Here is an 11,972-nt window from a genome sequence, read left to right as displayed (position 1 = left end):
ACACTCCGCTAAAGCTAATATTTTGCTTTTGTGGAGTGTGCTACTCGCTGGCGCTTAAAGCAAATTCTTTGTGTTAAGGTTTTACCCATGGCAATCAAAGAAGGCCTCCGCCCGGGGGGCCGTAGTGCCCGGGTACAAGAATCCGTCCACAGGGCGGTGCGCCAATTGCTGGAAACCCATGAGCGTTCCGGTGTCACCGTGCCAATGATTGCGGCGTGCGCAGGCGTCACGCCGTCGACCATTTACCGGCGCTGGGGCGACCTGTCAGTACTGCTCGCCGACGTCGCCCTGGCACGTATGCGCCCCGATACCGAACCGGCCAACACCGGTAGCCTGCGCGGCGACCTGCAAGCCTGGGCTGAGCAATATCTGGATGAGATGAGTTCGGACGTTGGGCGCAATATGATGCGCGACGTGCAAAGCAGCCCGACGCCGGGGTATTGCGTGAGCATCCTGAGCGGGCAGTTGCAGGTGATGGTTGATCGCTATCCGCTATCAGCGCCACCGAGCGTGGACCGGCTGATCAACCTGCTCGCGGCGCCGACGGTGTTTCGTATTCTGTTTTCGGCCCAGCCTTTGGCGGTTGAAGAACTGCATGCCCTGATAGAGCTGGCCCTGAAAAACTAAAAACCTACACAAACCAAATGTGGGAGGGGGCTTGCTCCCGATAGCAGTGGTTCAGTCAAACATGCAGTGACTGAAAGATCGCTATCGGGAGCAAGCTCCCTCCCACATTTTTACTGCATTAAGCTCAGTACTTATGTACGCATCCCGCGCCCACTCACCAGCAGCCGCGCACAACCGATATACAGCACCACGGTCGCCACGATCATAAAGGTGATCGCTACGCTGATCTTGATATCCGACACGCCCAGAATGCCGTAGCGGAAGGCGTTGACCATATGCAGCACCGGGTTGGCCAGCGACACGGTCTGCCAGAACGGCGGCAGCAAGGTAATGGAATAAAACACCCCGCCCAGGTAGGTCAACGGCGTCAGCACGAACGTCGGGATGATCGAAATATCATCGAAGTTGCGCGCGAACACGGCGTTGATAAAGCCCAGCAGCGAGAAAATCGTCGCCGTGAGCACCACCACCAGAATGGTGACCCCAAGGTGATGCACTTGCAGGTGGGTAAAGAACAGTGACAGCAGCGTCACGATCACCCCGACCATCAGGCCACGCAGCACACCGCCCAGCGTATAGCCGATCAGGATGGTGTGCGGTGACACCGGCGAGACCATGAGTTCTTCGATGGAGCGCTGGAACTTGCTGCCGAAGAAACTGGAGACCACGTTGCCGTAGGAGTTGGTGATCACCGACATCATGATCAGGCCCGGCACGATGTACTCCATGTAGGTGAAACCACCCATGTCGCCAATCTGCCGGCCAATCAGGTTACCGAAGATCACAAAGTACAGAACCATGGTGATCGCCGGCGGCAGCAGGGTCTGCGGCCAGATCCGGGTAAAGCGTTTCACTTCGCGATAAACGATGGTTTGCAGCGCGACAAGGTTGGGTTGCAGTTCGGAACTCATACCGCCACCTTCGCCAGATTTTTCTCCACCAGGGACACAAACAACTCCTCAAGGCGATTGGTTTTGTTACGCAGGCTCAACACTTCGATGTTCTGAGTCGCCAGCTGGGTGAACAGCGCGGTGATGCCCATGGCTTTGTCCACCTGCACCTCCAGGGTGTGGCTATCTACCAGGCGGCTTGGGTAACCCAGCAGGTGCGGCGCCACCGACAGATTGTTCTTCAGGTCGAGCAGGAAGGTTTCCACATGCAACTGGCCCAGCAGGTTGCGCATGCTGGTGTTCTCGACAATGGTGCCGTGGTCGATGATGCCGATGTTGCGGCACAACTGCTCAGCCTCTTCCAGGTAATGGGTGGTGAGGATGATGGTGATGCCTTTCTCGTTCAGCTCGGTGAGGAAGGTCCACATCGAGCGACGCAGTTCGATGTCCACGCCTGCAGTGGGTTCGTCGAGGATCAGCAGGCGCGGCTCATGCACCAGCGCACGGGCGATCATCAGGCGCCGCTTCATGCCGCCGGACAACGAGCGCGAAGGCACATCGCGCTTGTCCCACAGGCCCAGTTGGGTCAGGTACTGCTCGGCGCGTTCCTTGGCGATTTTCGCCGGGATGCCGTAATAGCCAGCCTGGGTCACAACAATGTCGAAGGTCTTTTCGAACTGGTTGAAATTGAATTCCTGGGGCACCACACCGATGGAGCGCTTGAGCGCCGCCGGGGACTTGTCCAGGTCGTGGCCGAAGATGTTCACCGTGCCGCTGGTCTTGTTGACCAGGGTGGAGAGAATGCCGATGGTGGTGGATTTGCCGGCGCCGTTGGGGCCGAGCAAGGCGAAGAAATCACCTTCGGCGACGTCCAGATCGATACCACTCAGGGCCTGGAAACCGTTGCCGTAGGTTTTGGTTAGCTGCCGGATGGACAGAGCGGAACTCATATCGGAATACGCACCAAAGAAGGGAATAGAAAGAATAGATGAGGGCGCAGCGCAGGTAGTTCAACCGACGATGCAATGCGTGCATGGTGCTTGCCCATGCCGCACAAGTACAGTCACCCGTATTAATAGTGTGTATTAAGTCAACGCGGTCATCACCGCTTTGCGATACGCCGGGCGCTGTTGCAGGCGCTGGTACCAGGCCTCCAGATGGGGCATTGCCGGCCGCTCGATGGGCATCTCGAACCAGGCATAGATGAAGCAACCCAGAGGGATATCACCCATGCCGAACGCCTGACCGGACAGGTAGGGTTGCTCGGCAAGGGCCTGGTCGACGGTTTTGAGCGCGTCGATACAGGCTTGGCGCCCGGCATTGATACTGTCCCAGTTTTGCCTGTCAGCCGGGGTGCGCACGATCCCCCAGAACACCGCCTTGAACGGGTCGGCGAGCGTGGAGGTGGTCCAGTCCATCCACTTTTCGGCATTGGCCCGGGCTTGCAGGTCGCTGGGGTAGAAGTCCGATGCCTGTTTGGCGCACAGGTAGCGCACGATGGTGTTGGATTCCCACAGCACAAAATCGCCATCTTCGATCATCGGCACCCGGCCATTGGGGTTCAGGGCCCGATATTGCGGGGTGTCGACCACACCAAAAGCCCCGCCCGCATCAATTGCCTCATAGTCCAGGCCGAGTTCCTCGGCGCACCACAGTGCCTTCCTGACGTTTGATGAATTTTTACGACCCCAGATTTTCAGCATGACCGCGCCTTATTGTGGATGAACTTGGCTGGATGAAGGCAGCAGCATACGCCGGATCAGCCACGGCTTAAATCGTCCTGCAGATCGCCCAGCAGGGTCGGTGCATTGTCGGCAAACAAGTGCGGGTAACACTGGCGGATATGCGCGAAAAAGAATGCCTCGGGGACGTCAGCAAATTGCCCGTGATCCACCACATATTCCATTGAGCGACGGCCCTGGCGATTGAACGCGTGGAAGACACTGTCATGCAAGCCATCGAATTCCAGTGGCGGCACATCAAACACGTCGCACAGTTGCTGATTGAACGCCGGAGTCGCTTTGACCCAGCGGCCGTTCAGGTACAGTTCGGTATAACCGTGCATGGCGAACACGTCACTTTTGAGCAGGGCAAGCAGGCGCGGTGTGGACAGGTGGTTGCGCACGTCTGCCAAGCCAATGCGCGCGGGGATGCCACAGTGACGGGCGCAGGCGGCCAGCAAGGTGGCCTTGGGCACGCAATAGCTTTCGCCGGCAGCCAGTGCGAAGCTGGCATTCAATGTGTTGGGGTCGCGGCTGAAGGTGTAGGGGTTGTAGCGAATCGCCTCACGTACGGCGTAATAAAGACTGACTGCCTGGTCACTTAAATCCGTGCGGGTTCCGCGATGTTTTTCGGCGAACTCCACCACCGCAGGGTGGTCACTATCGATGAAGCGGCTGGGACTCAAGTACGCATTCATAAGCTTGATCTCCGAAGTGAGCCTGGAGTTTAACGACAGGCCTGCCACAGAGATAACGACGATTACGCCAAATGTCGGCGCCTGCTGATGGGTATCCCCAGTACAACTTGTAACACCCTGATCACCCGGCTTGTTCGGATGCGGACTAAGCTCCCTGGTGGTTTCGCCCCTGGTTTCACGGAGGATTGCATATGCTGTTGTTGTGGATACTGGTGCTGGTGGTCGGCATTGCCTACCTGGCACACCGCCGAACTGCCCCCCTGCCCGCCCTGGGCGTGGTCGCCGTCTACCTGCTGGCGATGGGCGCCTGGAGCCACGCGCCGGGCTGGCTGCTGCTGATCTTCTGGGTGCTCATCGCCGTGGTGGCCGCGCCGTTGCTGCTGCCTGACCTGCGCCGCCAATACTTCACCAAGCCGCTGTTCAGCTGGTTTCAGAAAGTACTGCCACCGATGTCCGAGACCGAACGCGATGCGATCGATGCCGGCACCGTCTGGTGGGACGGCGAACTGTTCAGCGGGCGCCCCGACTGGGATAAATTGCTGGCCTACCCCAAGGTTCAATTGACCGAAGAAGAACAGGCGTTCATCGACGGCCCCACCGAAGAACTCTGCGCCATGGTCAGCGACTGGGAGATCGGTCAAGCCATGGACCTGCCGCCAGCGGCCTGGGAGCACATCAAGACCCACGGATTCTTCGCCCTGATCATTCCCAAGGAGTATGGCGGCAAGGGCTTCTCTGCCTATGCGCACTCTCAGGTTGCGATGAAGCTTGCGACCCGCAGCGGTGACCTTGCGTCCACCGTGATGGTCCCCAATTCCCTGGGCCCGGCCGAGTTGCTGCTGCACTACGGCACCGAAGAACAACGCAACCACTACCTTCCGCGCCTGGCGCGTGGCGACGACATCCCGTGCTTCGCCCTCACCGGCCCGCTGGCCGGTTCCGATGCAGGCGCCATGCCCGACACCGGGGTGATCTGCAAAGGCGAATGGCAAGGCAAGGAAACCCTCGGCCTGCGTCTGAACTGGGAAAAACGCTACATCACCCTTGGCCCGGTCGCGACCTTGCTCGGCCTGGCGTTCAAGGCTCATGACCCAGACCACCTGCTGGGCGAAGAAGAAGACCTGGGCATCAGCCTCGCGCTGATTCCAACCGATACGCCCGGCGTAGAAATAGGCCGTCGTCACCTGCCCCTCGGCGCTGCCTTCATGAACGGCCCCAACTCCGGCAAGGACGTGTTCATTCCCCTGGAATACCTGATCGGTGGCCAGGAAATGCTCGGCAAAGGCTGGATGATGCTGATGAACTGCCTGTCGGTAGGCCGCTCGATCTCCCTGCCTGCCGTCGGCACCGGCGCCGCCAAGTTCACCAGCCTGGTGACCGGGCAATACGCGCAGGTGCGCGAGCAGTTCAATGTGCCACTGTCAGCCTTCGAAGGTATCCAGGAAGCCCTGGCGCGCATCGGCGGCAATGCCTGGCTGATGGACAGCGCGCGTATGCTCACCGCCAATGCCGTTGACCTGGGGGAGAAGCCCTCGGTGTTGTCGGCGATCCTCAAATATCACCTCACCGAGCGCGGCCGCGAGTGCATCAGCCACGCCATGGATGTGCACGGTGGCAAGGGCATCATCATGGGCCCTAACAACTACCTGGGCCGCAGCTGGCAAGGTGCGCCGATCTTCATCACCGTGGAAGGCGCGAATATTCTCTCGCGCAACCTGATGATCTTCGGCCAGGGTGCAATTCGCTGCCATCCTTTCGTGCTCAAGGAGATGGCCCTGGCCGGTCGCGAAGACCATGACCAGGCGTTGAAAGAGTTCGACGGCCTGCTAATGCAACACATCGGTTTTGCCGTGAGCAACGCCGCCAGCACCCTGGTGCTGAACCTGGGCTTCGGCCATTTCGAAAAAGCCCCCGGCAACCGTTTGAGCCAGGGCTACTTCCGCGCCCTGAACCGCCAGGCGGCTGCATTTGCCCTGCTGGCCGACCTGAGCATGATGCTGCTGGGTGGTGAGCTCAAGCGCCGCGAACGCCTGTCCGCCCGCCTGGGTGATGTACTGAGCCATATGTACCTGGCGTCCGCAGCGCTCAAGCGTTATCACGACCTGGATTCGCCAGACCATCTGGAGCCGCTGTTTGCCTGGGCCATGGAAGAGAGCCTGGGTGAATCGGAACGCGCACTGGATGAACTGCTGAGCAACTTCCCGAACAAGGTACTCGGCTGCCTGCTGCGGGTGATCGTATTTCCGTTCGGGCGTCGGCATACCGGGCCCTCCGATGCACTGGATGCCGAAGTGGCGGCAGTAATCGGTCGTGCCAAGGGCGACCCGACCCTGGAAGAACTGCTAGCCGGGTGCTATCGACCGCAAGCGGCGGAAGATCCAGTAGGCGCTCTGCAACATGCCTACGATTTGCTCGGCGCCAGCCATCCGTTGCAGAAAAAACTGCATACCGCGCTTAAAAGCGGGCAGGTCAAACCGACTGCCGGTGAGTCTGCCATCGATGCCGCGCTGCACGCCGGCGTGCTGCAACCAGGTGAAGCGCAAACCCTGCGCGATGCCGAAGCAGCGCGACGCAAGGTGATCGACGTGGATGATTTCAGCAAGGAAGAGCTGATGCAGGCAGAAGGTAAAGTCCGCTGAGTCGAGCGGTCATATAAAAACGGGCGCGAGAGGCTTATACTCTCGCGCCCGTTTTTGCTTTAGAGGCCTTATCTCGTGTCCAACGTCGTTGCCGATCATCTCGTCTTGCTCGACCACTTGCGCAGCATCCTGGTTGCCGTCGGCGAAGCCGAACAGGTACCCGAGGAAAGCCACTCGCTGTTCCTGGAGCGTTTCGACGAACTGCGCGCCCTGTTGCCGATCGATCCGATCGAAAGCCAGTACCTGGGCCAGGACCTGATGAGCCAGGTCATCCTGCGCTACCCGCAAATCGCCCACTTGGTGCCACGCGACCTGCTGTGGTTCTTTGGCGGCGACTGCCTGCACTTCATGCCCGACGAAGAACTGGACCTGTACCAGGCCCTGGAAGAACGTCGCTATGAGGCCGAACAGAACGACGAACCGTTCGACTGGAACCAGGAAAAGCAACTGCTGGCCATGCCCCAGGACCAGAGCAAGCACTGACTTTTCAAGCACTGAGATTCAAATGTGGGAGGGGGCTTGCCCCCGATAGCAGTGGGTCAGTCAATGTAAAGGTGACTGACAGACCGCTATCGGGGGCAAGCCCCCTCCCACATTTAGTTTTGGCTCCTTGGCCATGCACTCCACCAGATAATCGATAAACACCCGCAACTTCGGCGGCAAGTACCGCGTTGGCGAATGCAGCAACCACGCCTCGCCATGGTAAGACGCAATAAAGTCCCACGCTGGCAACACTTGCACCAACTGGCCCGCCGCCAACGCATGCCGCGCCGTGAAATACGGCAAGCTGCCAATCCCCACATGCTGCAATACCGCATCCAACCGCACCCCAGTGTGGTTCGCTGCATAACGCCCGCGTACGCCAACCGTCACCGCCTTGCCGGCCTGGCGAAATTTCCAACGTGAATCGCCGGGCGTTTCCCCCAAGTAAATGCAACTGTGCTCGAGCAAATCATGAGGATGGCTTGGGGTGCCATGCTCGGCCAGGTACTGCGGCGTCGCGCACAGCAGGTGTTCGATGGGCAATAGCTGGCGCCCGACCAGGCCGGGAGGTGGACTGTCAGTGATACGAATGCTCAAGTCGACATTGTCGTCGATCAGGTCCACATGCCGATCTTCAAGGATCAATTGCACATCCACCTTGGGGTAGCGCCGCAGAAATTCCGGCATATGCGGATGCACCACGAACCGCCCCACGGCCTTGGGCACGCTGACCCGTACCAGGCCCTCGGCTTCATCGGTGAACTGGCCGCTGATTTCCATCACCGAGCGGGCCGCGCTGACCATCTCCTGGCAACGCTTGAATACCTCTTCACCGCCCTCGCTCAGGCGCAATTTGCGCGTTGTGCGTTGCAGCAAGCGCGTGGCCAGGGCCTGCTCCAGGCGTGAAATGCTGCGGCTCACCGCCGAGGGGGAGACGCTCAGTTGCCGCGCCGCTTCGGAGAAGCTGCCGGTTTCCACGACCTTGACGAAAATCGCCATTTCACCCAACAACGGCAAAGGAAGATTGATGCTCATGACGCACAGGTCCATTGATAATTGAGCGGATTATCACTCATCTGCGCACTATTTATACTGCCCACAGAACCCTGATGCGGATGTAGACCATGACCGAGCGCCTGTTTTTTACCCATGACCACCTGACAGCCGAGCTGGAAGTGCTCAGTTGCACCCCGCACGAAGAGCAATTCGCCGTGATTGCGCAGTCGACGATTTTTCATCCCCAAGGCGGCGGCCAGCCGTTCGACACCGGCTGGCTCGGCGATAGCCAGGTACTGCGGGTCGTGCAGGAAACCGAACAGGTGGTGCATTACGTCGACCGGCCTCTGGAACCTGGACCGGTCATTGCACGAGTCGACGCACAGCGTCGAGCCTTGCACAGCCGCCTGCATTCGGCGGGCCATTTGATCGGCAACGCCGGCGAACGTCTGGGCTGGATGCCGATCAAGGCCCACCACTGGCCGGGCGAAGGCAAGATCACCTTTATCCGTGGCCAAAGCGCGCAAGACATGGATGCGCAAACGCTCCAGCAATGGGTCAACCAATGGATCGCCGCTGACTATCCACGGCATATGACGCTGGATGAAGGCACCCGCGAAGTCGGCTTCGGTGAATTGCCGGCTTACGCCTGTGGCGGCACTCATGTGCAAGCGTTGAGCGAGCTGGGCCAGGTGACGATCCTGGCGCTATCGGAGAAAAAGGGCGCATTGTCGGTGCGCTATGACATTGAAACTAATGTGGGAGGGGGCTTGCTCCCGATAGCGGGGTGTCAGTCAGCTTACCTGTAACTGATCCACCGCTATCGGGAGCAAGCCCCCTCCCACAGTGGACCGATGCGCCACAGAGAAATAGGCTAGACGGCAATCGCCCCTGCCCTGCCCGGCTCGACCACGAACGACTTCAACGTCGACACCGTCGCCGCCGGGTCACGCGGGTCACTGATCGCCCGAAAATTCGTCAACATGCTGTCGGCCGCCAACTCCACCGACACATACCCGCGCTGGCGGCTGTCGAAGAACTTCACATGGGGGTTAAGCGGCATGATCTTCATGAACGCGTCATAGGGCGGGCCGTCAGAGGTCACCGACGAGCCAACGAACTCGGTGGCAACCACCGCCGAGTCCGGATTGTCGGCGTTAGCATGCAGGTCAGTGGCCCAGAACGAATGAATGTCCCCGCCCCAGAACACCGGGTTCTTCACGCGATTGCGCACAATCGACGCCAGCATCCGTGAGCGGTTAGCCATGTAGCCATCCCACCCATCGGTCCAGCGCCCCGGCTTGTGGTTGGTGAGATCGCGCTGGATCAGCGGCGCCACCAGCAAATCCTGGGCGATCACATTCCATTGCGCCTTCGACTGGGCAAAACCCTGGTCCAGCCAGGCTTCTTGTTGCCAGCCGAGCAACGTGCGGGCGGGGTCGCGCAAGTTGCTGCAAGGGGTGGTGACAACATGCCCCTGGTGGCTGCCATTGGCTGCGATGCACGGTTGCTCGGAACGATACTGACGCCCGTCGAGCACATGGAAACGTACAAGCCGACCGTAGTCCAGACGTCGATAAATACGCATGTCCGCGCCCTTGGGCACGCTACTGGCGCGCAAGGGCATGTGTTCGTAAAACGCCTGGTAAGCCGCCGCCCGTTGCTGGAGAAACTGCGCCACCGCAACCTTGGGATCCTGGGACCAGCGGTTGGCATAGTCATTCTGCACTTCATGATCGTCCCAGGTCGCCACGCTGGGTGCGGCGGCGTGCAGGGCTTGCAGGTCCGGATCGGTCTTGTACAACGCGTAGCGGTTGCGATAGTCGCTCAGGCTTTGCGCATTGCCACTGCCGTGGGCACGAAAAACCTTGCCCGAATCCGCCGCGTAGGAGCTGTCATAGATATAGTCGCCGAGGAAAAACACCAGGTCGGGCTGCTCCGCGGCGAGGTGCCTGTAGGCGCTGAAGTAACCGCGCTCCCAGTGCGAGCACGACACAAACCCCAGCCGGGCCGATGCCATGGCCTGCAGCGGCGGCATCGTGCGGGACTGGCCCACCGGGCTCTGCGCACCGAGCCCTTCAAACTGGTACCAATACGGCCGATCCGCCGCCAGCCCCGCCACTTCGACATGCACTGCGTGAGCGAAACGCTGCGTCGCCAGCACCTCCCCCTGCCTAACAATACGCGTCATCGCCGCATCGCTGGCCACCCGCCAACGCACCGGCACCGAGCGACTCAGGCCGCCACGGCCATCCGCGGCGTTGAACAACGGCGCCAGGCGCGTCCAGATCACAAAGCCATCCGGCAACGGGTCGCCGGAAGCCACGCCGAGGGTGAACGGATAATCCACCCCGGCACTGCGCGCAAACGGGCTGAGGATCGAAAACGCGGTAGCGACCGCCAGCCCGCCAAGTATCCGGCGCCGGTCGTGGTCTACCCCGCCGCTCACAGACAGCGCTCCCAGTCGTCACGCACGGCGGCAAGGGTAAAAAGCACCTCGGTCTGACGCATTTCAAGCGCTCGTAACAGCAGGCGTGCGGTAGTCAATTGAGGCAATGCTGTGTCCATGGAAGCTGGCTCTCAAGATAAATTTCTCAAGCATGTACGCCCCGAGTGTCAGTTTCATTACGTGCCAAAACTGACCGGTAAGTTTTCTGAAAGACCCGTCCTAGAGCCTTCAAACCGTCAATTAAAGTTAACCATTCGGTCATTTTTGCTTGCTAGCGTGTTGCCCCTAATTCAATAACGGGGTAACGGAATGAGAACCTGGGACGAACCCAAGAAACGCAAGGCGCACATCGAACTGATCCCGATGATCGACGTGATGATGTTCCTGCTGGTGTTTTTCGTACTGGTGAGCCTGAACGTGATTCCCGCGCTCGGCATGAAGACCCAATTGCCCAGCGCCAGCAGCTCGCAGCAGCTCAAACCGCAAAACAAATTCATCCTTACCCTGGGCCTGGAAGGCCAGTTGCAACTGGACGGCAAGGACCTGACGGTGGATGCCCTGGTGCCGGCCTTGAAGGCGGCCGAGAAGCCCGACACCAAGTCGACGATCATCGTCAACAGCGACAAAGGCGTAGAGGTTTCGCGCCTGGTGGAAGTGATGGACACCCTGCGCCTGGGTGGCTTCACCTCCGTGTCCATTGCTACGCGTAAGTCTTGATCATGTACGTTCTGTTTCGTGCGCGTCAGCTGCTGGGCAGTGTCCCGGCCCTGATCGCCCTGGTGCTGATTGCACTGGGTATCCAGTCCCAGACCTTGAAGGTCGAGCCGGTGTATGACGAGTCGGCGGTCGAATTGGCCTTGGTCGAGCCGGAACCGGAAGTCATACCGGAACCGGTGGTGGAACAAGAACCGCCACCGCCGGTAATAGAAGAGGAAGAGGCCGCGCTGGCGCCACCGCCACCGCCCAAGCCGCTGCCTAAACCCGAACCCAAACCCAAGCCAAAACCTGTGCCCAAGCCGGCGCCCGTGGTCGCCAAGCCCGCGCCAACGCCGCCACCGGTGGCCGCCAAGCCAGCCCCGGTCGCCGTCGCCCAAACGGCACCGACGCCCGCCCCACCGGCGCCACCGAAGGTCGACGGCCAGGCCCTGGAAGGCGGTTACCTCAAAGGCTTGCGCAACGAGTTGGACACCTACAAGCAGTACCCCACCGGGCGCCAGGCGTCGCTCGAACGCCCCAGCGGCGAGGTGGTGGTGTGGTTGCTGGTGGACCGCCAGGGCCGTGTGCTCGATTCCGGCTTGCAGACTCAGGCCTCAAGCATGTTGCTCAACCGGGCCGCCACCAACAGCTTGCGTCGCATCAAGCAAGTCAAACCGTTCCCCGAACAAGCCTTCGGGGGCCGCAATGAGCAGCGCTTCACCGCCACCTTCAACTACAGCGTGCAATAAGCACCCGACATCAGGACGACAGTG

The 11,972-nt window shown here is 60.2% G+C and carries 13 protein-coding genes; 6 read left to right on the top strand and 7 right to left on the bottom strand.

Going from position 1 to position 11,972, the window contains the following annotated elements; all coding sequences use genetic code 11:
- Positions 1-87: 87 nt before the first annotated feature.
- On the top strand, positions 88-627 hold the full coding sequence (locus tag TK42_RS21920) for a TetR/AcrR family transcriptional regulator (RefSeq protein ID WP_032877039.1): 540 nt from the start codon (positions 88-90) through the stop codon (positions 625-627).
- A gap of 131 nt (positions 628-758) precedes the next feature.
- Here TK42_RS21920 and TK42_RS21915 read toward each other — a convergent pair whose 3' ends face one another.
- The 4 genes from TK42_RS21915 to TK42_RS21900 form a co-directional block, all read right to left on the bottom strand.
- Positions 759-1,538, bottom strand: coding sequence for an ABC transporter permease (locus TK42_RS21915; RefSeq protein ID WP_005786689.1), 780 nt, complete (start codon positions 1,536-1,538; stop codon positions 759-761).
- Entirely contained in the window at positions 1,535-2,467 is a 933-nt protein-coding gene (locus TK42_RS21910; protein WP_032877040.1) for an ABC transporter ATP-binding protein, read from the bottom strand. Before TK42_RS21910 ends, TK42_RS21915 begins: the two co-directional genes overlap by 4 nt.
- A 135-nt stretch (positions 2,468-2,602) precedes the next feature.
- Positions 2,603-3,220 carry a glutathione S-transferase family protein gene (locus TK42_RS21905; protein WP_005786686.1) on the bottom strand — a complete coding sequence of 206 codons (618 nt, stop codon included), beginning with the start codon at positions 3,218-3,220 and terminating at the stop codon, positions 2,603-2,605.
- Positions 3,221-3,276: 56 nt separating this feature from the next.
- Positions 3,277-3,936: a transglutaminase family protein gene (locus TK42_RS21900; RefSeq protein WP_103735112.1), complete on the bottom strand. Its 660-nt coding sequence runs from the start codon at positions 3,934-3,936 to the stop codon at positions 3,277-3,279.
- A 191-nt stretch (positions 3,937-4,127) separates the two neighbouring features.
- On the opposite strand from TK42_RS21900, the gene TK42_RS21895 reads away from it, so the two are divergent.
- Entirely contained in the window at positions 4,128-6,575 is a 2,448-nt protein-coding gene (locus TK42_RS21895; RefSeq protein WP_005786682.1) for an acyl-CoA dehydrogenase, read from the top strand.
- 75 nt (positions 6,576-6,650) lie between these two features.
- Positions 6,651-7,058 carry a PA2817 family protein gene (locus tag TK42_RS21890; RefSeq protein ID WP_003190109.1) on the top strand — a complete coding sequence of 136 codons (408 nt, stop codon included), beginning with the start codon at positions 6,651-6,653 and terminating at the stop codon, positions 7,056-7,058.
- A gap of 60 nt (positions 7,059-7,118) precedes the next feature.
- Here TK42_RS21890 and TK42_RS21885 read toward each other — a convergent pair whose 3' ends face one another.
- Positions 7,119-8,093 carry a LysR family transcriptional regulator gene (locus TK42_RS21885; RefSeq protein WP_050549327.1) on the bottom strand — a complete coding sequence of 325 codons (975 nt, stop codon included), beginning with the start codon at positions 8,091-8,093 and terminating at the stop codon, positions 7,119-7,121.
- Positions 8,094-8,182: 89 nt separating this feature from the next.
- On the opposite strand from TK42_RS21885, the gene TK42_RS21880 reads away from it, so the two are divergent.
- The gene (locus tag TK42_RS21880; RefSeq protein WP_103735111.1) at positions 8,183-8,863 is read left to right on the top strand and encodes a hypothetical protein; all 681 of its coding nucleotides are present in this window, start codon (positions 8,183-8,185) and stop codon (positions 8,861-8,863) included.
- A 65-nt stretch (positions 8,864-8,928) separates the two neighbouring features.
- Here TK42_RS21880 and TK42_RS21875 read toward each other — a convergent pair whose 3' ends face one another.
- Both TK42_RS21875 and TK42_RS21870 read right to left on the bottom strand, forming a co-directional pair.
- On the bottom strand, positions 8,929-10,503 hold the full coding sequence (locus TK42_RS21875) for an alkaline phosphatase (RefSeq protein WP_103735110.1): 1,575 nt from the start codon (positions 10,501-10,503) through the stop codon (positions 8,929-8,931).
- Entirely contained in the window at positions 10,500-10,622 is a 123-nt protein-coding gene (locus TK42_RS21870) for a hypothetical protein (RefSeq protein WP_256584633.1), read from the bottom strand. The genes TK42_RS21875 and TK42_RS21870 overlap by 4 nt, the downstream gene beginning before the upstream one ends.
- A 190-nt stretch (positions 10,623-10,812) precedes the next feature.
- Between TK42_RS21870 and TK42_RS21865 the strand changes: the two genes are divergently transcribed.
- A complete protein-coding gene (locus TK42_RS21865; protein WP_005786670.1) occupies positions 10,813-11,220 on the top strand; it encodes a biopolymer transporter ExbD in 408 nt (135 codons plus the stop codon).
- Between the two features lie 2 nt (positions 11,221-11,222).
- On the top strand, positions 11,223-11,948 hold the full coding sequence (locus tag TK42_RS21860; protein ID WP_103735109.1) for an energy transducer TonB: 726 nt from the start codon (positions 11,223-11,225) through the stop codon (positions 11,946-11,948).
- Positions 11,949-11,972 lie beyond the last annotated feature (24 nt).

It is taken from the genome of Pseudomonas sp. GZJR-8 (genome assembly GCF_002916705.1).
Classification (GTDB): domain Bacteria; phylum Pseudomonadota; class Gammaproteobacteria; order Pseudomonadales; family Pseudomonadaceae; genus Aquipseudomonas; species Aquipseudomonas synxantha_A.
Note: the sequence above shows the minus strand (reverse complement) of the source record. Positions and strands in the feature narration are given on the sequence as shown.